A 24345-nucleotide genomic window follows, 5' to 3' on the forward strand; every position below is an offset into this window, starting at 1 on the left:
GGAACAAACTCCTTCCGTGATGGTCGGCAAGGGGTCGCGGGTCAGAGCCCGCGCCGCGTCGGGATCGAGGCGGTGTCGGGGTCTTCGTACCCGGGGGCGGGCTGCTTGTCGTTCTCGAAGGATTCGAGGATGGCCTGTTGGGCGTCTTTGGGTAGCAGGTGCAGGTTCTCCCGGACCCGGGCCTGCCGGCGGGCGGCGCCCTTGCGCTCGGGCATACCCGGGGTGCAGGTGATCTGGGCGGGCACGCCGGTAATCTCATCGGTGCCACCATCATGGTGGCCGGCTTCGATGTGGGCCTGCTCCTCGGCCATGGTGGCCTCGTCCTTTTCCTCGCTCATACCGATCGGGCCGATACGGCGACCGTTGAGGAACTGCTTGACGACCGGCTCATCACTGGTCAGCAGCACCTCACGCGGGCCGAACATGACCAGCTTGCGGCGGAACAACATGCCCATGTTGTCGGGCACCGTGCGGGCGATGTTGATGTTGTGCGTCACGATCAGGATCGTGCAGTCGATCTGGGCGTTGATGTCGATCAGCAACTGCGACAGATACGCGGTACGGACCGGGTCCAGGCCGGAGTCCGGCTCGTCGCACAGAATGATCTGCGGGTCCAGCACCAGCGAGCGAGCCAGGCCGGCACGCTTGCGCATACCACCGGAGATCTCACCGGGAAACTTCTTCTCATCCCCGCCCAGACCCACCATGTCGAGCTTTTCCATGACCACGTCACGGATCTCGGATTCCTTCTTCTTGGTGTGCTCACGCAGCGGGAATGCGGTGTTGTCAAAAATGTTCATCGACCCGAACAGCGCGCCATCCTGGAACATCACCCCGAACAGGGTGCGGATGTCGTAGAGCTCCTTGGCCGAACACTCGATGATGTCGGTGCCGTCGACCAGGATCGAGCCGCGCTCGGGACGCAGCAGGCCGATCAGCGACTTCAAAAAGACGGACTTACCCGTACCGGACGGGCCCAGCAGCACGCTGACCTCGCCCTGCGGGATGTCCAACGTGACGTCTTCCCAGATCCGCTGGGACCCGAAAGACTTGGTCAGCCCCTCAACCGAGATACCGATGCCCACGCGAAATCCTCCCACTGCTAGTGCTGATCTCACCCCAAGCCCGGCTTGTGGCTTGAGTCACTGTAGCGCACAGGGGGGTCAGTTTTGCTCAGTCCTGGGGTGCCCAGTTTCCGTGAAATCCCATGGGCACGCGCTGCGGTAAGTGGACCGTCGCCACCGATTCGCAGGTTTGCGCATCGAGCAGCAGTAGTTGACCTTCGTCACGTCCGCGGTGATACCCGTAACCGATCAGGATTCCGTCGTCTTCAGACGAGCTGGCCGAGTCGGCGCCGGGGCGCGGGATGAACGACATCTCGCCGATCAGCACCTCGGGGTCGAGCGGAGCGACCATGCTCGATCCAGTGGCAAAGTCATGCTTGTAGAGCGCCGACAGCATTTTCGATCTGCCCGAGTCCACGAAGCCGCCGTCGATTCCGACGGTGTAACCGAAGCGATGCCTGCTGCCCAGCAGTGTTTCGTTGATGCGGGGGAATTCCTGCGAGCGGTCGTCGAGACGTTCGCTGCTCACCGATCCGGTGGCCAGGTTGACCACCCAGCGGTCCAGCGTGGGCCTGGTGTCGCCGGGCCCGCGACGGTCGCGGTCGAACATCCGCGCGTAGCGCACCACATCGAGGACCAGCATCTCGTGGCCGTTGCGAACTTCCGAGAAGGCGTTCAGCGGGTGGTAGACGTAGCAAGGTTCGATCTCGAACCACCGGACGTCTTTGTTGGTGCCCTCTCGCGGCATCACGCCGATGCGCGCCGGGTATTTCGGGTTCCAGGCGTAAGGCAGCTGATACGCCGAGGTCTCGTTGCGGTTGAACATCGCCACGATCGGCCCCGGCACCGGCACCTGTCCGACGACGGCTTCGGCCACGATCCGAGCCGGGCGCCGCAACCACCGCGGCATCTTCCTCGGCAGCAGCTGCATCGGGTCGAGCGTCACCGGCAGGTCGTAGAGCACTACATACTTGTCGGTCAACGAGAAGTCGTGCATCATCGGCGACCCCGAGACTTCGATGTCGACTGTGCGACGGGCATGACCGGCTCTGTCGATGACGGAGTACTGCACGGACTTGCCGCGGGCGAAGGAGTAGGACACCGCGTGCAGTTCCCCGGTACGCGGGTCGCGATGCGGGTGCGCGGCGTAGCCGCCCGTCAGGGTCCCGCCGAAGTCGCACGGGCCGACGGTGTCGAGTTCGTCGGTGAGTTCGTAGTTGGCCACGCCACCTTCGACCAGCGCCAGCGTCTTGCCGGCATGGGCCAGCACGTTGGTGTTGGCGCCCAGGGACTGCATGCCGGCCTTGAGATTGCGCGGGCCCGCGCCCGACTCCCCCAGCACGTTGCGCACAGCGGCGCTTCTCACCCAGCGGTTGCGGTACCAGCCGGCCTTGCCGCCCCGCAGCGACACACCGTGAACCATGCCGTCGCCGGTGAACCAGTGATAAGTGGCCGGGTCGACGTCGGCAACCGGGTTGGGCCCGTTGCGCAGGTAGCGGCCAGCCAGGAAGTCGGGGATGTCGCCGGTAACCGGGAGGTCAGTGGCGGTCACCTCGTCGCTGACCGGGGCCAGGAAGTCGTCGAGGTACGGATTCGCCGGTGGTGCACTGACGGCGTTGTCCACGCAAGCCTCCCAGCTGCTATAACATTGATATGTCATCGTTATAACAGTTCGCCGGGTGGTGTGTCAAGATGTCTATCGATGCCCCCCGAGACCCCGAGGCCCAAACGCAACGTGCGCGACGAGTTGCTGCGCGTTGCCGTCGACATCCTCAATCAGGACGGCCCAGACGGATTGCAGACTCGCAAGATCGCCAGCGCCGCCGGGACGTCGACCATGGCGGTGTACACCTACTTCGGCGGCATGCCCGGGCTGATCGCCGCAATTGCCGAGGAGGGTCTACGTCAGTTCGATGTCGCGATGACGATGCCGTCGACGTCGGACCCGGTCGCCGATCTGATGGCTACCGGAATCGCCTACCGGCGCTACGCGATCGAGCGGCCACACATGTATCGACTGATGTTCGGCAGCACCAGCGCGCACGGCATCAACGCGCCGGCGCACAACGTCCTCACGCTGACCCTGGCCGAGATCAACGACCACCACCCCAGCTTCGCCCACGTCGTGCGGGGCGTGCACCGCGCCATGCAGGCCGGGCGCGTCGACGGCTCGCCCGACGACGACGCCGCCGTGGTGGCCACCGCCGCGCAGTTCTGGGCGGCGATTCACGGCTTCGTCATGCTCGAGCTGGCCGGTTCCTACGGCGCGCAGGGCAGTGCCATCGGACCGGTGCTGGCCGCATTGACAACGAACTTGCTGGTTGCGCTGGGTGATTCACCGGAGTTGGTGCGCAAGTCGCAACTGGCGTCGGTCCAGCGCTAGCTACACGAAACCCCCGGAACCAGTTCGGCTCCGGGGGTTTTCGCTGTAGTCGACTACTTGACGGTGACGGTGGCGCCGGCGGCCTCGAGCTTGCTCTTGGCCTCGTCGGCGGCCTCCTTGGGGGCCTTCTCCAGAACTGCTTTCGGCGCGCCGTCGACGAGGTCCTTGGCCTCTTTGAGGCCCAGACCCGAGACGATCTCACGCACGACCTTGATGACGCCGATCTTCTTGTCACCGGCGGACTCGAGGATGACGTCGAACTCCGACTGCTCCTCGGCGGCCTCGGCGGGCGCGCCACCGGCGGCGGGGCCGGCGGCCGCCACTGCGACCGGGGCGGCCGCGGTGACCTCGAAGGTCTCTTCGAACTTCTTCACGAACTCCGAGAGCTCCAGCAGGGTGAGTTCCTTGAAGGCGTCGAGCAGTTCGTCAGTGGAGAGCTTGGACATGGTGTGGGTCCTTCCTGGGTGTTACGGGGTTATTCGGTGGTTTCGGCGGGTGTTTCGGTTGGCTCAGCTTCTGCAGCCGGCGCTTCGGCCGGGGCCGCCGGCTCTTCTGAGGCTCGCTTTTCTTGCAGTGCGAACGCGAGCCTGGCCATCTGCGAGGCGGGCGCGTTGAACAGCCCGGCCGCCTTGGACAGGTTGGCCTTCATCGCTCCGGCCAGCTTGGCCAGCAGGACCTCGCGCGACTCCAGGTCGGCGATGCGCTCGACTTCGGCCACGGTCAGCGCGCGGCCGTCCATATAGCCGCCCTTGATGACCAGCGCCTTGTGGTCCTTGGCGAATTTCTTGATCGCCTTGGCGGCGTCGACGGCCTCACCGCTGACAAACGCGATCGCGGTCGGCCCGACGAACAGCTCGTCGAGGCCTTCCACGCCCGCTTCCGACGCAGCGCGCTTGATCAGCGTGTTCTTGGCGACCGAGTAGGTCGCGGAACCAGCCAGCGAGCGGCGCAACTCGGCCATGTTGGCGACCGTCAAACCGCGATAGTCGGTGATCACGGTCGCTGTTGAGCTCTTGAACTGCTCAGCGATGTCTGCAACGGCGGTGGCCTTTCCAGCCTGTGCCATGCATTCCTCCTTGAGTTCTGGGTCGTCGTGCGACGACCCGCTGCGCCCGGAAACGACGAACGCCCCGACGCAGGATGCGGTCGGGGCGTGAAGTTCCCGTCGGCTCGGGCCAACGGAGATCTGCCTCGTCCTCCTGCGTGGGCCGCCGGGCCCATACACTTTTGTGCGAGCCCGGACCTTCACCCGATTGCTCGGTGACCTACGGTCTTCGGTGGATCGCCGCTCACCATACAGTGCACCGTCCCGATCAGCCAAAACGACGAGTCACAGCAGTCACAGCTCGGGGGTGGGGGTCGGTGACTCATGTGACTCATGTGACTTATGTGACCAGTGCCGCGGCCCCGATCAATCCGGCGTCGCCGCCGAGAACGGCCGGCACCACCCGCATGCCGCGGATAAATTTCAGCCCCGCGTAGTCGGCCAAAGCTGCCCGGAGCGGATCGAACAGCAACGGACCGGCTCGAGCCACTCCCCCGCCGATGACGACGAGGTCGAGGTCGCATATGGCGCCGACCGAGGCGATCATCGCGGCCACCGCCGTCGCGCCCCGGTAAAACGCCTTCAGCGCCACCGGCTGACCGGCCTCGGCCGCGTCGGCCAGCGCCACGGCGTCGGCGCCCGGCGGCCCGTCCCAGCCGTTGGCCAGCGCCCACCGCGTCATCCACGGCCCGGCTGCGACGGTCTCGACGCAGCCGCGGCCGCCGCACGTGCAGAGTTGCCCGTCGGGCTCGACGACGACGTGGCCGACGTGACCCGCGTTGCCGGTCCGTCCGTGATACGGCTTGCCGTCGAGCACCAGCCCACCACCCACACCGGTCGAGATCACCATGCCGAGCATGAAGCGGGCACCACCGCCGGCACCCCGCCAATGCTCACCGAGGGCCATGCACACACCGTCTCCGGCCAGTTGGACCGGCACGCCGGGCACCGCGGCCGCGACTCGGTCGCGCAATGGAAACCCTTGCCAAGAACCGATATTGATCGGGGTGACGGTGCCCGCGACGGCGTCGACGGGGCCGGCGCATCCAATGCCGACCGCCCGGATCGCTCCCCTGGCAGTCTTGGCCGCCTCGGCGATCATCCGATCAAGCGCATCCCAGACATGTTCTGCATCAGGGCTTTTGGGAGTGGGCTCAACGAACGTGTGCACCAATTCGCCGGCCGGGTCGACCAGCCCGACGGCGATCTTGGTGCCGCCGATATCGAGGGCCAGGGTCAGCACCGTTCAGTGCCGATGGGTGTTGTCGGGTTGACGCGGGTCGCCGGGGTGCTCGTAGCCGTGGGCGAGCTGCACGAGTGCGGCGCGGCGTTGGTCGAGCCAGATCCGGAAGGCCCGTCGTCGGGCGGCGCCCCGCAGGTGGTCGGCGATCGTCGAACGTACCGCGGCGAGCGGCGGGATGGTCGCCGCCGGGGTCCGCCAGCCGCGGGCGTCGCGTTGAGAACCGGCGAAGCGCAACGGGTTTCGCTCGTGATAGGCAGCGATATCGCCGTCGCTGACGTCGACGTCGGAGGTGATGCGGGCGAACAGTGCTCGCGCGCGAGGATCGGCCAACGCCGCGGCGGCGATGCTGCCCATCTCCAGCCGGGCGGTGATGTCGGGCACCAGCTCGTCCTCGCCAGGGGCATCGTCGGCGCACACGCCCCGGGCCGCGGCCTCGACGGCGACCACGCGTTCGGTGACGATCAGCTGGGTGAGCCAGCGCCGCAGTTGCCTGCCCTCGCTGGTCCCGGCAACCGGCAGCGCGGAGGCCAGCGGGCCCCCGCGCAAACGTGACTCGCGCGCGTCGACCTCGTCGACCGATACCGCAATGCCGTCGACGAACGCAACCGCGCCGGGCGGGTGGAGATGAGTCATCGCACGGTCACCGTGACGGCCGGCGAGTAGACCAGTCGGCCGGCGCAGCCGATCCGGATCAGCGCCCACCACTGGCCGGGCTCGATCCACGCGGGCGGGTGCACGTCGAAGCTGACGTCGACGGTGCCGCGGGCCGGTAATACCGCACCCAGCGCGGCCGGGCCGATCCACTCCCACGTCCCCCAGGGGCTGATCAGGTGCGCCTCGAGGCTCAGGTCAGCGCCCGCGTCGGTGCCGAGCGTGGCGCTCAACTGAGCCGAATCACCGGCGGCGACAAAGACATCCGTGGGCTCACGGGTCAGCTGGACCAGCCCACCGTGGTCCGCCCCGCCCACCGAGACCAGCGCGACATCCTCGACCACCTGACGCCAAGCCGCCGGGACGGCGGCATCGGTGACCGCCAGCTGCGCCCGCACCGGGTACCCGCCGGGCTCGACGCCCGCCGGCGTCGAGACCACGATGTCGGCTTCCAGATGCTCGCCGGCCGACAGCGCGAAGGGCAACGCGGCCGGGTCCGCCGACCAGCCCGGCGGGCAGACCAGCGACACCGTCCCGGCCAGCGAGGCATCGGTGCTGTCGCTGGCCAAGGTCAGGCGCAGTGACACCGCGGAACCCGGCTCGGCGGTGAGCTGCTGCGGGTGCAGGTACGCGACGGCGGGTAGCCCACCCAGCGGCGCCGGTCCGCGGTTGTGCAGCCAGTAGCGTGCGTACAGCGGCTGCGCGATCTCGGCATCCGGTGCCAGCACGGCATTTTCGGCATCCAGCAGCCGCGGCAGGTCGAATCGCGCGAGCGCGGTGCCGATCTGGTGGCCGTGCAACGTCGTCACGTGGTGGCGGCCCTGCGGCCGCTCCAGCAGGTCGGCCGACCGCAGCTCGGACACCGTCCCCAGCGGGGAACGCACGTCGACTTTGGCGTCGCCGCCGCGGGTTTCGACCAGCCGGATCGCGACGCGAGTCGTGTCGACACGCTCGGCGCTACCGTGGGCCAGCGGGTTGCCGGCCGCCTTGAGTGCGCCCAGCTGCACCGCGCCGACGGGTTCCACCTGCAGTAGTGAGCCGGTCGCGGGCAACCCGCCCAGCGAGCCCGACGACGTCACGGGCAACAGCGGGTGGGAGAACTCGGCGCTACGCTCGGGCACCCCGGCGCGACGCCAATCACCGCCACCGCACACCAGCGCGTAGTCGAAAGTGTGGGTCCAGTGCTGTAATTGGAAATTGGAGCCGTCCGGTGCGGTGCGGCGCGGCTCGTCGATCCAGATACCGGACGGCCAGCCCGTACACGATCGCATCAGCGCGGTGTGCAGGGTGCCGTCGGTCTCGACGGCGAAGCTGGGCACGCCGCGGTTGCACAGCGCGACAGTGCGCGATTCGAAGTCCCGCAGGCCCGACGGGGCGTGCTGGATGACGACGATCTCGGCATCGGCCAGGTCGTCGACCACCGACGCGATCGCCTTGGCGAGGTGGGCGTCGTCGCTCCCGGCGATCACCAGCACCGGCAGCGCCCGCGCATCCCGAAGATCGGCATCGGGAGTCCAGGCTTCGGCCAACGGGGCAGCCGCGGGCACCCACACCCTGGCGCAGCCGGTGTCGGCCAGCTGACGCTCGAGTTCACCGGCATAAGCCGGATCGGCGGCCGCCAGCACCGACGCGGTGAAGGAGCTCTGGCTCAAAGCAATACGGGTATCGGGCAGGTTGGAGTCGACGCCGAGCAGCCCGTACCGCGGCCGGTCTGCGCTGCTGCAGGTCGCCGTGACCCCGGCCCGCACCAGCGCGACCACCAGGTCGCGTGCCAGCCGACCACCCATCGCCCCGGTCGGTGCGACGACCTCGGCCACCGACACCGCGCGCACCCCGTCACCGACGCGGACCCGCGCCGCCGACGACAATCCGAACCAGCCGTAGGCCGGGTTGTCCAGCGTCCAGGGCTGGTCGGCGGTGTCCACCGACTCAGAGTCCGTATGAGGATGGTGCAGCAACGCAAAACCGCGACCGACCACGGCATCGCCGACTTCGCTGACCGGCATCGCGCCGGGCACCGGGCACGGCCAGCGCAATCGCAACAGCCGGTCTTCGCCGACGAAGTCGTCGATGGTGGTGGCGCAGTCGACCCGGTCGACGCCGCGCCACAGCGTCAGTGTCTGGGTGTAGCGCAACAATTCACCGATGCGGCCGCGGACAACCAGCCGTCGCCCCACCGGACTGCGGTAGGCCTGCACCTCGGCAGCAGTTTCCGACGACCCGACCACCGGCCCCTTGGGCAGCAGATGCCAGGGACCTTCGCCGCCGGTCGGATGCGCCGGGTATTCCTCGTAGACGGCCAGCTCGTTGCCGACTCGGCCATCGGCGATCAGCTGTCGGCCGTCACGGACCAGCGAGACCACTCCCCCGCCCCGCGACGGGTCGACCGTCAACCGATAGTGCTCGTTGGCAATCTCGTTGCCCTCCAACGACTCCCAACCAGCAGAAGCGTCCCCGGCAACCACGCGATAGGAACGCCAACCCAGCGACGGCACGTCGCGGGTCAGCCAGCTGACCGACGTCCCGCCGTGCTCGACCACCGCGGGCAGCGCGATGCCGTCGTGATCCAGCACCTTGACGCGAGCACCCAGGGGTTCAGTAAATCGCGCGGTGACGATATCGGTCCGATTGTGCGCCAACGTGTTCCACACCACAACGTCGCCGTCCACCGCGCTGGACAGCAGCGCCAGCGAGTTGTCCCGGGCCGCCCGGCCCAGCTCCCACGCGTCCCGCCAGCCGGTCAGCAGGTCGAGATAGACCTGATCGGATTCCGAGCCGGTGATCGCGTCGTGGTGCGCACCGTAGGCCAATTGCACCCACGCCTTGGCCAGCGCCGCCTGCGGATAGTCCGCGCCGCCGACGAGACCGGCGAAGACCGCGAACTTCTCGGCGTCCAGCGCGGCGTCCTCGGCGGCCCGGTTGGCCTGCTTGGTGTCGATGAACGACACGTCCTTACCGGTGTAAATCGGGTTCATGTCGCGGGTCTGCGGCGAGGGTGCCTCATCGCGCTCGTCCAACTCGGCACGCACCGCGGCGAAGAACTCGCGCGGCAGCGCGCAGACGAAGCGCGGCCAGGTGTACCGCGCGGCCCAGTCGCGGTGAATGTCGGTGACCCACTTGTTCGGTGGCGTGTAGTCGGTGCCGACCGGCAGCAACACGTTGCGGGTCAGCGCGACCTTCTTCAGCTCCGCGAACAACTCGACGCAGGCCCGCTCGGCCTCGGCCACCGTGGTCGACTCGTCCATCCACCAGCCGGCCGAATAATGCGCCGGCATGTAGTGCGTGAGCAGCCCGCGGCCCGACGGCGAAATCCACTCGAACTCGCTGCTGAACTGCATGCCCGAGACGCCGCCCTCGCTGTGCATCGGGCCCCACTGGTGGTGCGGCCCGCGGGCCCACGAACTCGAGGTCAGCCCGGCGTCGGCGGCCATGCCGGGAAACTGCGGGTCGTGACCGAACACGTCGAGCTGCCACGCGGTTTCGGGGCTGCCGCCCAGCACATCACGCTGAAAACCGATGCCGTGCACGAAGTTTCGGATAGTCGTCTCGGGGCTGGTGAGGTTGGTGTTCGGCTCGTTGTAGGTGCCGCCCATGATCTCCACCCGGCCCTGCCGGATCAGCCGACGCAGGTCGGCACGGTCTTCGGGGTGGGTGTCCCAGTACGGCTTGAGGTAGTCCACCTCGGCCAGGACGAACTTGTACTCGGGCTCGCGGCGGGCCATCTCCAGATGCGCATGAACCAACTCGAACGCGTTGGTCTGCCGGGCTTTTCCGGGCGGGTCCTCGGTCCAGCGGCTCGTGTAGGCACCTTGGGTGTTCCACCACACCGGGTCGTAGTGGAAGTGGCTGATCATGAACATCGTCCAGCCCGGCTCGGCGACCACGAAGTCGAAGGACGTCTGGGCAACGCCGGCGTGTACCGAAGCGGCCCGCCGCTCCCCGACCACCGGGCCCTCGACCGAAACCGGCACCTCGACCACGCCCTGGCCCCGGGCCGAACCGCTGAGCCCGTCGCCGTCGACACGAACCTGCACCGGCTCGGTCGACCCGTCGAGTGTCACCCGGGCCAGCTGCATTGGCGCGTCGACCGGGCCCACGAAAAGATCCGTCGACTCCGCCGAAACCACCCGCATTCCCGCACCCTACGACGCCGAAGGGGTGCCCGGGTGGAAGGCTTGCGACACGTCCACGAGAAAGGACCGCCGATGCCTGCTCTCGCTCCGCCCGTCGCTGACGAACGCAGCGCCCTGCGCGAGTACCTCGCCTACCACCAGAGCGGGTTTTTCGCGGTGGCCTTCGGCCTGACCGACGAGCAGGCCCGCTCGTGCCCGACCGTCGGCGAGCTGTCCATCGGCGGGTTGGTCAAGCACTGCACCGCGATGCAGCACACCTGGATGTCGCGGGTCGCTGCCGCACCCGACGCCCCGCCGCGCGATCCCCGGCCGTTCGACGAGATCGCCAAGGACTTCGCCGGCCAGCACGTCATGCGGCCCGACGAGACGCTGGACGGGCTACTCCAGAAGTTCAAGGCCGAGAGCGCCAAGGCGCTGCGACTGGTCGAGACGACCGATCTTGCGGCGAAAGTGCCAGTGCCGCAGGATATTCCGTGGCTTCCGAGGGGCATCAAGGACTGGTCGGTGCGCTGGGTGATCCTGCACGTGATCAACGAGCTGACCCGGCACTGCGGCCATGCCGACATCATCCGCGAGACCATCGACGGCGCCACCATGTACGAGCTGCTGGCCGCCCTGGAGGGCTGGTCGATCGACGGCTGGGTGCAGCCCTGGACGCCGCGCAAGGCGCCGTCGAGCGGCCCTTGACCTGCGAGATTCGGTAACGAACTGGCAATTTGAGAGACTGCAGCAATGAGTTCCAGCAACCACCGTGGAGTTGCCAGGCTCGACCGGGTACCGCTACCGGTCGAGGCGGCACGCATCGGCGTGACCGGTTGGCAGCTCACCCGCACCGCAGCCCGCATCCTGACCACGCTGCCCGGCAAGGGTCCGCTGCAACAAAAGGTCGTCAAGCAACTTCCCCAGACCTTCGCCGACCTGGGCCCGACCTACGTCAAGTTCGGCCAGATCATCGCGTCCAGCCCCGGCGCGTTCGGCGAACAGCTGTCCCGCGAGTTCCGCAGCCTGCTCGACCGGGTTCCGCCGGCCGACAACGACGCCGTGCACAAACTCCTTGCCGAAGAGCTCGGCGGCGACCCGTCGGAGCTGTTCGCCCACTTCGAAGAACACCCGTTCGCCTCGGCGTCGATCGCCCAGGTGCACTACGCCACGCTGCACAGCGGCGAAGAGGTCGTCGTCAAAATCCAGCGGCCCGGCATCCGCCGCCGGGTGGCCGCCGACCTGCAGATCCTCAAGCGCTTCGCGCAGGCCGTCGAGCTGGCCAAGCTGGGCCGCCGGCTGTCCGCGCAGGACGTCGTCGCGGACTTCTCCGACAACCTGGCCGAGGAGCTCAGCTTCCGGCTCGAGGCGCAGTCGATGGAGGCCTGGGTCTCCCACCTGCACGGGTCGCCGCTCGGCCGCAACATCCGGGTGCCCCAGGTGTACTGGGATCTGACCTCGGAGCGGGTGCTGACCATGGAGCGGGTGCAGGGCATCCGCATCGACGACGTCGCCGCCATCGGCAAGGCCGGCTTCGACGGCACCGAGCTGGTCAAGGCACTGCTGTTCAGCCTCTTCGAGGGCGGACTGCGGCACGGCCTGTTCCACGGCGACCTGCACGCCGGCAACCTCTGTGTCGACGACAAGGGCCGGATCGTGTTCTTCGACTTCGGCATCATGGGCCGCATCGATCCGCGGACCCGCTGGCTGCTGCGCGAGCTGGTGCACGCGCTGCTGGTGAAGAAGGACCACGCCGCGGCCGGCAAGATCGTCGTGCTGATGGGCGCCGTGGGCACCATGCGACCCGAGGCCGAGGCCGCCAAGGACCTGGAGCGCTTCGCCACCCCGCTGACCATGCAGACCCTCGGCGAGCTGTCCTACGCCGACATCGGCAAGCAGCTGTCGACGCTCGCCGACGCCTACGACGTCAAACTGCCGCGTGAGCTGGTGCTGATCGGCAAGCAGTTCCTCTACGTGGAGCGCTACATGAAACTGCTGGCACCGAGCTGGCAGATGATGTCCGACCCGCAGCTCACCGGCTACTTCGCCAACTTCATGGTCGAGGTGGCCCGCGAGCACAACGACTCCGGCATCGACGCCTGAGAGGTACAACTTATGCAAATCCGCACCGGCACAGCACGTTCGGGCGATGTGGACATCTACTACGAGGACATGGGCGAACCAAGCGACCCGGCCGTCCTGCTGATCATGGGCCTCGGCTCGCAGCTGCTGCTGTGGCGGATGAGGTTCTGCGAGAAGCTCGTTGCCCAGGGCCTGCGGGTGATCCGCTACGACAACCGCGACGTCGGCCTGTCCAGCAAGACCGAACGTCGCGGCAACAGCGAGGCGATGATCCCGAGCATGGTCAAGTTCTTCCTGGGCATTCCCGGTAAGGCTGACTATCGGCTCGAAGACATGGCCGACGACGCCGCCGCGATCCTCGACCATCTCGAGATCGACAAAGCCCACATCGTCGGCGCCTCGATGGGCGGCATGATCGCCCAGATCTTCGCGGCGCGATTCAAGCAGCGCACCCGCTCGCTGGCGGTGATCTTCTCCAGCAACAACCGGCCGTTCCTGCCGCCGCCACACCCGCGGGCGCTGTTGGCCATGCTGCGGGGGCCGTCGCCCAACTCCCCGATCGAGGTGATCGCGGACTACTCGGTGCAGGTCTGGCGGATTATCGGCAGCCCGCAATACCCGGCCCCCGAGCAGCGGCTGCGCGACGAGGCCATCCAGGGCTACCAACGCTGCTACTACCCGTGGGGTACGGCCCGGCATTTCAGCGCGATCGTCGCCAGCGGCAGCCTGGCCCGCTACGACCGGCAGATCACCGCTCCGACTGTGGTCCTGCACGGCAAGGCCGACAAGCTGCAGCGGCCGTGCGGCGGCAAAGTTGTGGCCCGCACGATCCCGGGCGCCCGCCTGGTCTTGTTCGACGGCATGGGCCACGACTTGCCCGAAGAGCTGTGGGACGAGATCACCGGCGAACTGTTCACCACGTTTGCGCAGGCCTGAGCCGGGATTCTGCCGATTCGGCCGGACCGGCCACGTCGACTAGGCTGACCCATGGATCGCCGGGGACGGCAGGCAACCCAACGCAGGTGAGACCAACGAAAATCCAGGAAGGCGTGCGACGCGATGGCCGAACAATTAAGGCCGCACTTCGAGGATGTCCAAGCGCACTACGACCTCTCTGACGAGTTTTTCCGGCTGTTCCTCGACCCGAGCCAGACCTACAGCTGCGCCTACTTCGAACGCGACGACATGACGCTCGAAGAAGCCCAGCAGGCCAAAGTCGACCTGGCCCTGGGCAAGCTCGGCCTGCAACCCGGGATGACGCTGCTGGACGTCGGCTGCGGCTGGGGCAGCACCATGCGCCGCGCCGTGGAAAAGTACGACGTCAACGTCATCGGGCTGACGCTGTCCAAGAATCAGGCCGGCCACGTCCAGAAGACGCTGGAGGCGATGGACAGCCCCCGCAGCAAGGAAGTCCGCCTGGCCGGCTGGGAAGAGTTCAACGAACCGGTGGACCGGATCGTGTCGATCGGCGCGTTCGAGCACTTCGGCCACGACCGTTACGACGACTTCTTCACGATGGCCAACGAGTCGCTGCCCGACGACGGGGTGATGTTGCTGCACACGATCACCGGCCTGACCCCGGCGCAGATGACTGAGCGCGGCATGCCGCTGACCTTCGAGCTGGCCCGGTTCATGAAGTTCATCGTCGACGAGATTTTCCCCGGCGGCCGGCTGCCGTCGATCGAGATGGTCGAAGAGCGCTCCGCCAAAGGCGGCTTCACGCTGACGCGCCGACAGTCGCTGCAGCCTCATTACGCCCGAACGCTGGACTGCTGGGCGGCCGCACTGGAGGCGCACAAAGACGAAGCAATCGAGATTCAGTCGCAGGAAATGTACGACCGCTACATGCACTATCTGACCGGTTGCGCGAATGGATTCCGGATCGGATACATCGACGTCAACCAGTTCACGCTGGAGAAATAGCCGCCACGCACGCAATAACAACGATGATGTGCTCGACGACTGGTGGAGCCGGGTATGGTGCTTTCGCAACCTGGGGTGCGGCCATACCCCAGGCAGTAGGAAAGGGTTGACAGACGCTGATGAGTGAGAACCCCGTCGATCCGCTGGACAAGCGGACGCGCCCAGAGGACATCCAGGCGCACTACGACCTCTCCGACGACTTCTTCGGACTGTTCCAGGATCCGACGCGGACCTACAGCAGCGCCTACTTCACCAGCGACGACCAGTCGCTGGAGGAAGCCCAGATCGCCAAGGTCGACCTGAACCTCGATCAACTGGACCTCAAGCCCGGCATGACGCTGCTCGACATCGGCTGCGGCTGGGGCACCACCATGCGCCGCGCCGTCGAGAAATACGACGTCAACGTCATCGGCCTGACACTGTCGAACAACCAGCACGCCCGCACCCAGCAGGTCCTGGACGGCCTCGACACCGACCGCTCCCGCACGGTGCTGTTGCAGGGTTGGGAAGACTTCCACCGGCCGGTCGATCGAATCGTGTCCATCGAGGCGTTCGAGCACTTCGGCTTCGAGAACTACGACCGCTACTTCAAGAACGCGTTCAGCATCATGCCCGAGGACGGGCGGATGACCGTGCAGAGCAGCGTGGCCTACCACCCGTATGACCTGAACGCGCGCGGCAAGAAGGTCACCTTCGAGACGGCGCGATTCATCAAGTTCATCCTCACCGAGATCTTCCCCGGTGGCCGCCTGCCTTCCACCGGCATGATGGTCGAGCACGGCGAGAAGGCGGGCTTCGTTGTGCCCGAGCCGATTTCGCTGCGCGAGAGCTACATCAAGACCCTGCATCTGTGGAGTGACGCGCTGGAGGCCAACAAGCACAAGGCCATCGAGATCCAGTCCGAAGAGGTCTACGAGCGCTACATGAAGTACCTGCGCGGCTGCGAGTTCTACTTCTCCGAGGAGATGCTGGACGTCAGCCTGGTGACCTACCTGAAGCCGGGCGCTGCGGCATAAGTATCTGCTAGCCACCCTCGGCGAGCAGACGCAGAGTCGCATCGCCCGAGCGATATTTGTGCGATTCTGCGTCTGGTCGCGGGCAATTACCCCTCGCTGAAGTTGCGGGTGACCCCCGGGTCGACCGGGATGCCCGGTCCGGTGGTTGTCGACACCGTGATCTTCTTCAGGTAGCGGCCTTTCGACGACGACGGCTTGTGCCGCAGCACCTCGTCGATCGCCGCGCCGTAATTCTCGACGAGCGCTTTCTCGTCGAACGATGCCTTGCCGATCACGAAGTGCAGGTTGGCCTGCTTGTCGACACGGAAGTTGATCTTGCCGCCCCTGATGTCGGACACCGCCTTGGTGATGTCCGGGGTGACCGTGCCGGTCTTGGGGTTGGGCATCAGGCCACGCGGGCCGAGGATGCGGGCGATCCGGCCGACCTTGGCCATCTGGTCGGGGGTGGCGATCGCTGCGTCGAAGTCGAGGAAGCCGCCCTGGATCTTCTCGATCAGGTCGTCGCCGCCGACGACGTCGGCACCGGCCGCGGTTGCTTCTTCGGCCTTCTCGCCGACCGCGAACACCGCGACGCGGACGGTCTTACCGGTGCCGTGCGGGAGGTTCACCGTGCCGCGGACCATCTGGTCGGCCTTACGGGGGTCCACTCCGAGCCGGATCGCAACCTCGACGGTCGAGTCCTGCTTGGTCGACGACGTCTCCTTGGCCAGTTTGGCGGCCTGCAACGGGGTGTAAAGATTGTCGCGGTCGACCTTCTCGAGGGCGGCGCGATATGCCTTGCTGTTCTTGCTCATTCGTTCGTCCAATCCATGTGTTGGGTCGTGGTTCGCGGGCCGAAGCTGGCCCTCCCACTTGGCGTTGTCACGCCGCCGAAAAGTTATACGACGGTGATCCCCATCGACCGGGCGGTCCCGGCGATGATCTTGGCGGCCGCGTCGATGTCGTTGGCGTTGAGGTCGGCCTTCTTGGTCTCGGCGATCTCGCGGACCTGGTCCCAGGTAACCTTGGCGACCTTCTCCTTGTGCGGCTCGGGCGAGCCCTTGGCGACCTTGGCGGCCTTGAGCAGCAGGCGGGCAGCCGGCGGCGTCTTCAGCGCGAAGGTGAAGCTGCGGTCCTCGTAGACGGTGATCTCCACCGGGACGACGTTGCCGCGCTGGGAGTCCGTCGCGGCGTTGTACGCCTTGCAGAACTCCATGATGTTGACGCCGTGCTGGCCGAGCGCCGGACCGACCGGCGGAGCCGGGTTGGCTTCCCCGGCCTTGATCTGCAGCTTGATCAGCCCGGCGACCTTCTTTTTCTTCGGGGCCATGAGTGTTGGGGTTCCTTCCTTAAATCTTCGAGACCTGGGTGAAGCCCAGTTCCACAGGTGTTTCGCGGCCGAAGATGGACACCAGCACCTTGAGTTTCTGCTGTTCGGCGTTGACCTCGTTGATCGTCGCCGGCAGCGTGGCGAACGGCCCGTCCATGACGGTGACCGACTCGCCGACCTCGTAGTCCACCTCGACCACGGGACGTTCCAGACCGCCCTCGGCAACCGCGGTCGACGTGCCCGCAGCGCCCTTGGCGGGCTTCTTGGCGGCGCCCTGCGGGAGCAGGAACTTCACCACGTCGTTGAGCATGAGCGCCGACGGCTTCGAGGTCGCGCCGACGAAGCCGGTGACGCCCGGGGTGTTGCGCACCGCACTCCATGATTCGTCGGTGAGATCCATCCGCACCAGGATGTAGCCCGGCAGCACCTTGCGGTTGACCAGCTTGCGCTGGCCGTTCTTGATCTCGGTGACCTCTTCGGTGGGCACTTCCACCTGGAAGATGTAGTCGCCGACGTCCAAGTTCTGCACACGGGTCTCGAGGTTGGCCTTTACCTTGTTCTCGTAGCCCGCGTAGGAGTGGATGACATACCAGTCGCCGGGCTTGGAGCGCAGCTCGGCCTTCAGCGCAACGGCCGGGTCGACGTCCTCGTCCTCAGCCGGTTCCTCGGGTGCGGCGGTTTCATCGGCCGCCGAGTCGGCCTCTTCGACGGGCGTTTCAGCGCCGGCCGTCTCGGCTGCGTCGTCGGCGGTGACCTCGTTAAGTGCGGCTTCGATGTCGACCGTCTCACCCACCGGCTGATCGCCGTCGGAGGTAGTCACGGTTTTCTGGGTCCTTCCTAATATTTCAGCGCTAGGTGGCCGTGCACAAGCTCAGCCGAACACCAGCAGTACTAACTTGGCCAAGCCCAGGTCCACCAGGCCGATCAACGTCACCATAAACACCAGGAACGCCAACACCACCGAGGTGTACGAGCTCATCTGTTTACGGTTGGGCCAGATAACCTTGCGCAGCTCTCCAACGACCTGCTTCAGGTAGCTGAAGACGAAGACGAGCGGGTTGCTCGACGGGTCGTCGGACTTGGCCTTTTTGGCCTTTTTGGCCTTTTTCGCCTTGGTGTCGCTGTCGTCGGCGTCGCTATCAGTGAGCTCGACGGCGCCCGATGCCTGATCTGCCTCTGCGCGCTGACGGGACCGCTTACCGGCGGGCCGCTGCGGACGCGTCACGACGGCCGTGCGACCACCTTGCGCGTCGTCGGTTCCATTGCCGTCGGCTGCGGCGTCGTCATCGACGCGTTCGTCGCTCACGGCATGCTCCTTCGTTCAGTCGTGTGCGTGATGGTCACTCCCAGTGTCCACCCTGGCAGGGGCGACAGGACTTGAACCTGCAACCTGCGGTTTTGGAGACCGCTGCTCTGCCAATTGAGCTACGCCCCTTTGCTGGTTGGCAGGCCAACCTGCGCGTGTCGGGGCCTTCGATGCACGCGCGCTTCGCCCAATTTACGGAAAAACACGCTGGTACTGGGAAAACCCCGAAATCTGAGTGTACCTCGGAGCAGGTGTCAGGTACTAATCACGCCGTCCGGACGACCTGGCCGGTCTCCTTGTCCCATTTGAGGTTGACCGAGTCGTCGCCCTCATGGCCCATCACCGTGGTGTACGCCTCAAGCACGACCTCGCCCGCGTCGTTGGTGCAGGTGTTCTTGGTGACCACGATGTCGGCCCCGAATCGCTCGGTGACGGAGTGGATTTCCATCCGGGCGTGCAGCACGTCGCCGACCATGATCGGCTTGCAGTAGACGAACCGCTGGTCGACCTGGACGATCTGCATGGTGTCGTAGCCGGTGTCGACCTTGCGCATGAAGTCCGCCTGGACCAGCTGCCCGAAAATGGTGACGAACGTCAGCGGCGCGACCAGGGAGTCGTAGCCCAATTCGGCGGCCGCGCTTTCGTCGAGCGAAGCCGGGTCATCAACCTTGACCGATTTGGCGAATTCGCGGACCTTCTCCCGGCCCACCACGTAACTGTCCGGGTACTCCCAGACCATGCCCAGGATGTCGGTGTTGATCGCCACGCTTAGGCCAACTTCGCTGTTGCGATCGCCCGACCGAAGATCTTCTTGCCGTCGGTGGTGGCCGTCAGCGCGATCGTCACCGACTTGCTATCGGGATCAACGGATTTGACCCGGCCGCCGAACACGACTTCGGCGCCCTTGCCGTCGTTGGGCACCGGCACCACCGCGGTGAACCGCACGTTGTATTCGGTCACCGCGCCGGGGTCGCCGACCCACGACGTGACGAAGCCGCCGCCCAAGCCCATGGTCAGCATGCCGTGGGCGATCGCGGTGTCCAGCCCGACGGCCTTGGCGATCTCGTCGTCCCAGTGGATCGGGTTCAGGTCGCCGGAGACACCCGCATAGTTGACCAGGTCCTGACGGGTCAGCGGGTAGATCTTCTCCGGGAGCTGGTCGCCCACCTTTACCGAATCGAAGTCACGCAGTGGCATCTGTGAAGCCCCCTTCTCCCTCTTCATCTGAACGACCAGCCAAGGTCGTGTACGTCTCCTGGACAGTCTCACCTGTGTCGTTGGTGATCGTCTGCCTGGTCATGATGATGTCGGTGCCGTGAGCGCGCCGAACCGATTCGATCTCCACGTCGCAGAAAAGCCGATCGCCCACCTTGATCGGCGCGGCGAATTTCAGCGCCTGGTCGACCTGCACCACCTGGGCGTCGTTGGTGACGATGTTCGCCCATTCGAAGAACGCGGCCACGGCCCGGTAGCCGAACACCGAGATGAAGGTCAGCGGCGCGACCAGGCCGTCGTAGCCGAGTTCCGCAGCAGCGCTCTCCTCGAAAAACGGCGGGTCGTCGTTCTTGACGGCGACCGCGTATTCGCGAATCTTCTCCCGTTCGACGATGTAGTGGTCGGGGTAGCGGAAACGCTTACCGATGGCGTTTTGGCCCAGCGACATGACTGCTAAATGTACCTAGTCCGCCTGAGGGGATGGCCGACGGCAGGGCGTCAGCGCGTCTCGCGGTGCGCCTGGTGCTTGCCGCAGTTGGAGCAGAACTTCTTCAGCTCTAGCCGGTCGGGGTCGTTGCGGCGGTTCTTCTTGGTGATGTAGTTGCGGTGCTTGCACACCTCGCACGCCAAGGTGATCTTGGGCCGTACGTCGGTACTGGAGGCCACGTCAGTTCTCTTTTCGGGTGTTCGTTGTTCACTGGTAGCGATGGCCGGACTCGAACCGGCGACCTAACGATTATGAGTCGTTCGCTCTAACCGACTGAGCTACACCGCCTCGCCCTGCGCGCCGCCTGCCTGCTCGGCGTCCGCCGAGCCCCCTAACGGAATCGAACCGTTGACCTTTTCCTTACCATGGAAACGCTCTACCGACTGAGCTAAGGGGGCCGCACCCGAAATGACCGTTCCGGTCATGCCTCGGGCCTAAAAGAGGGTACAGCCTGGTCCGCGGGGGCACCAAACGGTGAGGTTTACCGCTTGTCGCGGGCCCGCTTAGGCTGTCCGAGTGCCCGACTCTTCTTCTGGAGACCAGCTGTACTTCCGCCAACTGCTCTCCGGCCGCGACTTCGCCCGGGGCGACGGCATCGCTGCGCAGATGCGCAACTTCGCCTACCTGATCGGCGACCGGCAGACCGGTGACTGCGTCGTGGTCGACCCGGCGTACGCGGCCGGCGACCTGGTCGACACGCTGGAGGCCGACGGCATGCGTCTGTCCGGCGTCCTGGTCACCCACCATCACCCCGACCATGTCGGGGGTTCGATGATGGGCTTCGAGCTAACAGGCCTGGCCGAGTTGCTCGAGCGGGTCAGCGTCCCCATCCACGTCAATTCCCAAGAGGCGCTGTTTGTTTCGCGGATCACCGGAATACCGATGAGCGATCTCACCTCACACGGCAACGGTGACAAAGTCAGCGTCGGCGACATCGACATCGAACTGCTGCACACGCCCGGGCACACGCCGGGCAGCCAATGCTTCCTGCTCGACGGCCGGTTGATCGCCGGCGACACGCTCTTTCTGGAGGGCTGCGGTCGCACCGATTTTCCCGGTGGAGATTCCGACGAGATATTTCGCAGCCTGCAAAAGCTTGCACAGCTATCGGGTGATCCGACAGTATTTCCCGGACATTGGTATTCGGCGGATCCAAGCGCCTCGTTGTCGGAGGTCAAGCGCTCAAATTATGTTTACCGAGTCGCTGACTTGGAACAGTGGCGAACGCTGATGGGCGGATAGCAGCACGCGATACGAGCTCGCCAGCGAACTTTCACGCGGCCAATCGCGTGATCTAGGGGAAAGCGATGGGTTCTTCGATGGAATGGATCCGCGATCGATGGCATGAGGTAGCGAGTGCCGGCTCCGCTACCTGGTTGGCGTGGGCCGTCTGGGCGTTGCTCGCGCTCGGCGTTGTCGCGCTCGCCTACGCGAATGTCCACATCCGTGGGAATCGTCGACTGGCGTGGGAAGAAACCCGCCCGCACGTCGGCATGTTCATGGAGCCGCACGCCGCCGACTGGCACGTGATCGAGTTGGTCGTCCGCAACTTCGGCAAGACATCCGCCTACGACGTCTCGTTCGCGTTTCCGAACCCGCCGACCGTCGCCGAATACGAGAACGCCACCGACGGCTATGCCGATGTCGTCGATCTGCAACTCCCCCACCAGTTGCCGACGCTGGCTCCCGGCCAGGAATGGCGCACGGTGTGGGACTCCGCACTCGACCGCGCCGAGCTCGGCGAGGGCATCGAGTCGCATTTCCCGGGCACCGTGACCTACTACGACCGCGCCGAAATCCCCCGCGGCTGGAAGTTCTGGCGGCCTCGTCGGCGTGCGCTGGAAACCAAGGTGGTGCTCGACTGGGCGGCACTGCCGCCGGTGCAGCGCATCGAGCTGATGACCAACCACGACTTGGGCAAGCGGGAGAAGCAGAAGTTGGAGCTGCTGCGCAGCCTGTTGACCTACTTCCACTACGCCACCAAGGAGACTCGCGCGGACGTGTTGCGCACCGAGATCGAGCGGATGAACCGTGCGGTCGACGAGACCAAGGACCGGTGGCGCATCCGGCAGATCGAGGCGCCGCCGACCGACGTCAGCCTGCGCTGGGGTAACGCCCAAGAGGAACTCGGCAAGCACCGCGGCGAACGGGTCTAGCGACATCGGTATGTGGCCGGTCTGATTCAATCGCTGCTATGAGCGGTTCAGTCACTTATCGTCTCGACGATTCCATCGCGGTCATCACCATGGACGACGGCAAAGTCAACGTCCTCGGACCCACCATGCAGCAGGCGTTGCAGGAGGCCCTCGACCACGCCGACCGCGACGACGTCGGCGCTGTCGTGATCGCCGGAAACGACCGGGTTTTCAGCGGCGGATTCGACCTGAAGATCCTCAATTCCGGTGACGTCCAGGCTTCGATCGACATGCTCAAGGGCGGTTTCGAGCTGTCGCACCGGTTGCTGTCGTACCCCAAGCCGGTGGTGATGGCCTGCACCGGTCACGCGATTGCGATGGGTGCCTTCTTGCTGGCGAGCGGCGATCATCGCATTGCCGCGCCCGCCTACAACATTGCGGCCAACGAGGTCGCGGTCGGTATGACGATCCCCTACGCGGCGCTGGAAGTGATGAAGCTGCGTCTGACGCGGGCGGCGTTCCAGCAGTCAGCCGGGCTGGCGAAAACCTTCTTCGGCGAGACCGCGATGGCCTCCGGGTGGGTCGACGAAATCGTGCTGCCCGACATGGTCCTCAGTCGCGCCGAGGAAGCTGCGCGGGACTTCGCCGCGCTGAATCAGCACGCCCATGTCGCGACGAAGCTGCGCACCCGAGCCGAGGCGCTGGCCGGCATTCGCGCCGGAATCGACGACATGGCAAACGAATTCGCGGGTTGACTGCCTAGGTTCCCGGCCGCCGGAAGCGCTTCAAGTAGTCCTCCCAGTTCCATGTCGACAAGAATGCGATCGCCGCGTTGTAACCGTTCTGATAGAGCTCTTGCTTCTGCTTGTCCTTGATACCGAAGTCGAGAAATCCGACGCTCGACGAGTCGACGCGGATCGCCCGCGAACTCACCCACGGCCGACTCAGGTGGGCTTGGTCGCGGCCGACGATCATCGTGGTGATCAGCGCTTCGATCAGCGGTGGCCCGCCGAACAGCCAATTCACCGGTGCCAGAGCCGGAATCACCTTGTCGTTGCCCTGCGGCAGATTGGGTAGCAACGTGACGCCGAACGTCGGCCAGCGTGGTGGTTTGCCGTCCCGTCGGTCGAACGAGTCGATCGGGAAGTTCGACAGCATGCCGCCGTCGATTAAGGTGGACGTCATCCCGCTGGTGCTGGTCAGCTTCGCGGTTTGGAAGAAGAACGGGATCGACATCGAGGCCCGCACCGCGTCGGCGACCGGCTGCTCGTCGGGATCCAGGCCGTAGAGCCTGTGGTAGTCCCACGGCAGCCGGACCAGTTGGCCTAAGGTCACGTCGGCCGCGGTGACCACCAACCGGTAGCGCTGTTCCGGCGGCAGGCTCGGGGCGTCGATGGCCAGGTCGCCGAAAGTGCGCACGCCGAGATTGGCCAGCTCGGAGCTGATCCACTCGCGGGCGAAATCGCCCTTGTAGATCCCGGTTTCACTCAGCACGCCCCAGGCCGGGCCGAGCAGTGGGATGCCGGTGATCCGCGTCGGGTCGAGGAATTTCTTGTACGGCAGCGCCATGGTCAGCCGCTCGACGTCCTCGGGGCCCAGCTGGTCGGCGCCGGCCGCCAGGATCGCGCCGACGACCGAACCTGCCGACGTGCCGGACACCCGCTGTATCGCATAACCGGCCTCGAGCAGCGCCACGACGGCGCCGGAAAGGCCGATGCCCTTGACGCCGCCACCCGAGAGGACGAGGTCCGCCTTGAGTTCGGAGGTCACGCCCCCACGGTAGCGGCTGGGGCGATCAGCGCCATGACCCCCTCGAAGCGCTTCGCGACGCCAATCGGTCAGACGCGTCGGATTCTTTACGCCTGCGCTGAAACCCAGTCGTAGGGAAGGAATTTACCGTCGAACGTCACCACGACGCGGTCGCCCGACGGGTGCGGCTTCTTCTGTATGTCGACGCTGAAGTTGATCGCGCTCATGATGCCATCGCCGAAGTTCTCATGGATCAGTTCCTTGAGCGCCGGGCCGTAGACCTGCACTGCCTCGTAGAAGCGGTAGATGGTCGGGTCGGTGGGAACCGCGGTCGGCAGTCCGCCCCGCACCGGCACTGCGGCCAGCACCGGGATCGCCGACTCGTCGAGGCCGAGCATCTCGACCAGCACCCGGCCCGCCTCAGCGGGAATCGGGTGCTGGCCGAGGAGAGCCGATGTGGTCCACACCACCGGCTTGTCGACTGCGTCGGCCAGTTGCTGCCAGGTCAGGCCTTTACGCAGGCGGGCGAGCACGATCTGTTCGGTGATCTGGTTGCGGGTCATGGAGAACAGCATGGACCAGGCTCGCTTTGTGCGTGTCCGCATCCGGAAATGTCGACGGTGAA

Annotated in this window: 26 protein-coding genes and 3 tRNA genes; 9 read left to right on the forward strand and 20 right to left on the reverse strand. The window is 66.0% G+C overall.

All coding sequences use genetic code 11. The features are described 5' to 3' along the window. Positions 1-41 precede the first annotated feature (41 nt). Positions 42-1085, reverse strand: coding sequence for an ABC transporter ATP-binding protein (locus ABDV69_RS02460; RefSeq protein ID WP_343571751.1), 1044 nt, complete (start codon positions 1083-1085; stop codon positions 42-44). Positions 1086-1173: 88 nt separating this feature from the next. Further along, positions 1174-2688, reverse strand: a complete 1515-nt coding sequence (locus tag ABDV69_RS02465) for a carotenoid oxygenase family protein (RefSeq protein ID WP_343571752.1) — start codon at positions 2686-2688, stop codon at positions 1174-1176. A gap of 78 nt (positions 2689-2766) precedes the next feature. Here ABDV69_RS02465 and ABDV69_RS02470 point away from each other — a divergent pair, with 78 nt between their 5' ends. Then, the gene (locus ABDV69_RS02470) at positions 2767-3447 is read left to right on the forward strand and encodes a TetR/AcrR family transcriptional regulator (RefSeq protein WP_343571753.1); all 681 of its coding nucleotides are present in this window, start codon (positions 2767-2769) and stop codon (positions 3445-3447) included. Between the two features lie 53 nt (positions 3448-3500). Here the strand turns inward: ABDV69_RS02470 and rplL are convergent, their stop codons facing one another. The 5 genes from rplL to ABDV69_RS02495 form a co-directional block, all read right to left on the reverse strand. After that, on the reverse strand, positions 3501-3893 hold the full coding sequence (gene rplL / locus ABDV69_RS02475) for a 50S ribosomal protein L7/L12 (RefSeq protein ID WP_343571754.1): 393 nt from the start codon (positions 3891-3893) through the stop codon (positions 3501-3503). A gap of 29 nt (positions 3894-3922) precedes the next feature. Then, entirely contained in the window at positions 3923-4513 is a 591-nt protein-coding gene (gene rplJ / locus ABDV69_RS02480; RefSeq protein WP_343571755.1) for a 50S ribosomal protein L10, read from the reverse strand. Positions 4514-4832: 319 nt separating this feature from the next. After that, the gene (locus ABDV69_RS02485) at positions 4833-5735 is read right to left on the reverse strand and encodes an ROK family protein (RefSeq protein WP_343571756.1); all 903 of its coding nucleotides are present in this window, start codon (positions 5733-5735) and stop codon (positions 4833-4835) included. A 3-nt stretch (positions 5736-5738) separates the two neighbouring features. Beyond that, positions 5739-6368, reverse strand: a complete 630-nt coding sequence (locus ABDV69_RS02490; RefSeq protein ID WP_343571757.1) for a malonyl CoA-ACP transacylase — start codon at positions 6366-6368, stop codon at positions 5739-5741. Then, a complete protein-coding gene (locus ABDV69_RS02495; RefSeq protein ID WP_343571758.1) occupies positions 6365-10519 on the reverse strand; it encodes an NEW3 domain-containing protein in 4155 nt (1384 codons plus the stop codon). The genes ABDV69_RS02490 and ABDV69_RS02495 overlap by 4 nt, the downstream gene beginning before the upstream one ends. 72 nt (positions 10520-10591) lie before the next feature. On the opposite strand from ABDV69_RS02495, the gene ABDV69_RS02500 reads away from it, so the two are divergent. The 5 genes from ABDV69_RS02500 (at position 10592) to ABDV69_RS02520 (ending at position 15519) form a co-directional block, all read left to right on the forward strand. Next, complete coding sequence (locus tag ABDV69_RS02500) at positions 10592-11206, forward strand: DinB family protein (RefSeq protein WP_343571759.1); 615 nt, start codon at positions 10592-10594, stop codon at positions 11204-11206. Positions 11207-11251: 45 nt separating this feature from the next. Next, the gene (locus ABDV69_RS02505; protein ID WP_343571760.1) at positions 11252-12601 is read left to right on the forward strand and encodes an AarF/ABC1/UbiB kinase family protein; all 1350 of its coding nucleotides are present in this window, start codon (positions 11252-11254) and stop codon (positions 12599-12601) included. A 12-nt stretch (positions 12602-12613) separates the two neighbouring features. Beyond that, on the forward strand, positions 12614-13516 hold the full coding sequence (locus ABDV69_RS02510; RefSeq protein WP_343571761.1) for an alpha/beta hydrolase: 903 nt from the start codon (positions 12614-12616) through the stop codon (positions 13514-13516). A gap of 123 nt (positions 13517-13639) precedes the next feature. Next, the gene (locus ABDV69_RS02515) at positions 13640-14503 is read left to right on the forward strand and encodes a cyclopropane mycolic acid synthase family methyltransferase (RefSeq protein ID WP_343571762.1); all 864 of its coding nucleotides are present in this window, start codon (positions 13640-13642) and stop codon (positions 14501-14503) included. Positions 14504-14622: 119 nt separating this feature from the next. Then, positions 14623-15519, forward strand: a complete 897-nt coding sequence (locus tag ABDV69_RS02520; protein WP_343571763.1) for a cyclopropane mycolic acid synthase family methyltransferase — start codon at positions 14623-14625, stop codon at positions 15517-15519. 86 nt (positions 15520-15605) lie between these two features. On the opposite strand, the gene rplA is transcribed toward ABDV69_RS02520, so the two are convergent. From rplA to ABDV69_RS02575, 11 genes are all read right to left on the reverse strand, one after another. Further along, the gene (rplA, locus tag ABDV69_RS02525; RefSeq protein WP_343571764.1) at positions 15606-16313 is read right to left on the reverse strand and encodes a 50S ribosomal protein L1; all 708 of its coding nucleotides are present in this window, start codon (positions 16311-16313) and stop codon (positions 15606-15608) included. An 83-nt stretch (positions 16314-16396) separates the two neighbouring features. Next, complete coding sequence (rplK, locus tag ABDV69_RS02530; protein ID WP_343571765.1) at positions 16397-16828, reverse strand: 50S ribosomal protein L11; 432 nt, start codon at positions 16826-16828, stop codon at positions 16397-16399. Positions 16829-16847: 19 nt separating this feature from the next. Beyond that, a complete protein-coding gene (nusG, locus tag ABDV69_RS02535) occupies positions 16848-17648 on the reverse strand; it encodes a transcription termination/antitermination protein NusG (RefSeq protein ID WP_343571766.1) in 801 nt (266 codons plus the stop codon). A gap of 51 nt (positions 17649-17699) precedes the next feature. Beyond that, complete coding sequence (gene secE, locus ABDV69_RS02540) at positions 17700-18134, reverse strand: preprotein translocase subunit SecE (protein WP_343571767.1); 435 nt, start codon at positions 18132-18134, stop codon at positions 17700-17702. 53 nt (positions 18135-18187) lie between these two features. Then, a tRNA-Trp gene (locus tag ABDV69_RS02545) sits at positions 18188-18263 on the reverse strand. 136 nt (positions 18264-18399) lie between these two features. Then, positions 18400-18900: a (3R)-hydroxyacyl-ACP dehydratase subunit HadC gene (hadC, locus tag ABDV69_RS02550; RefSeq protein WP_343571768.1), complete on the reverse strand. Its 501-nt coding sequence runs from the start codon at positions 18898-18900 to the stop codon at positions 18400-18402. A gap of 2 nt (positions 18901-18902) precedes the next feature. Further along, the gene (gene hadB, locus ABDV69_RS02555; protein WP_343571769.1) at positions 18903-19331 is read right to left on the reverse strand and encodes a (3R)-hydroxyacyl-ACP dehydratase subunit HadB; all 429 of its coding nucleotides are present in this window, start codon (positions 19329-19331) and stop codon (positions 18903-18905) included. Further along, positions 19318-19797, reverse strand: coding sequence for a (3R)-hydroxyacyl-ACP dehydratase subunit HadA (gene hadA, locus ABDV69_RS02560; protein ID WP_343571770.1), 480 nt, complete (start codon positions 19795-19797; stop codon positions 19318-19320). The genes hadB and hadA overlap by 14 nt, the downstream gene beginning before the upstream one ends. A 50-nt stretch (positions 19798-19847) precedes the next feature. Further along, positions 19848-20015, reverse strand: a complete 168-nt coding sequence (gene rpmG / locus ABDV69_RS02565) for a 50S ribosomal protein L33 (protein ID WP_067248545.1) — start codon at positions 20013-20015, stop codon at positions 19848-19850. 32 nt (positions 20016-20047) lie between these two features. Continuing rightward, positions 20048-20124: transfer RNA gene (locus ABDV69_RS02570), tRNA-Met, on the reverse strand. A gap of 37 nt (positions 20125-20161) precedes the next feature. Continuing rightward, positions 20162-20234, reverse strand: a tRNA-Thr gene (locus tag ABDV69_RS02575). Positions 20235-20352: 118 nt separating this feature from the next. Here ABDV69_RS02575 and ABDV69_RS02580 point away from each other — a divergent pair. The 3 genes from ABDV69_RS02580 (at position 20353) to ABDV69_RS02590 (ending at position 22726) form a co-directional block, all read left to right on the forward strand. Then, positions 20353-21078, forward strand: a complete 726-nt coding sequence (locus tag ABDV69_RS02580) for an MBL fold metallo-hydrolase (RefSeq protein ID WP_343571771.1) — start codon at positions 20353-20355, stop codon at positions 21076-21078. Positions 21079-21143: 65 nt separating this feature from the next. Then, positions 21144-21992, forward strand: a complete 849-nt coding sequence (locus ABDV69_RS02585) for a hypothetical protein (RefSeq protein ID WP_343571772.1) — start codon at positions 21144-21146, stop codon at positions 21990-21992. A gap of 38 nt (positions 21993-22030) precedes the next feature. Then, positions 22031-22726 (forward strand): crotonase/enoyl-CoA hydratase family protein, encoded by a 696-nt coding sequence (locus tag ABDV69_RS02590; protein ID WP_343571773.1) that lies wholly within the window; start codon positions 22031-22033, stop codon positions 22724-22726. Between the two features lie 4 nt (positions 22727-22730). Here ABDV69_RS02590 and ABDV69_RS02595 read toward each other — a convergent pair whose 3' ends face one another. Beyond that, positions 22731-23741 (reverse strand): patatin-like phospholipase family protein, encoded by a 1011-nt coding sequence (locus ABDV69_RS02595; protein ID WP_343571774.1) that lies wholly within the window; start codon positions 23739-23741, stop codon positions 22731-22733. 86 nt (positions 23742-23827) lie between these two features. Continuing rightward, positions 23828-24295 (reverse strand): cyanase, encoded by a 468-nt coding sequence (gene cynS, locus ABDV69_RS02600; RefSeq protein WP_343571775.1) that lies wholly within the window; start codon positions 24293-24295, stop codon positions 23828-23830. Positions 24296-24345 lie beyond the last annotated feature (50 nt).

It is taken from the genome of Mycobacterium sp., assembly GCF_039583785.1.
Taxonomy (GTDB): Bacteria; Actinomycetota; Actinomycetes; order Mycobacteriales; family Mycobacteriaceae; genus Mycobacterium.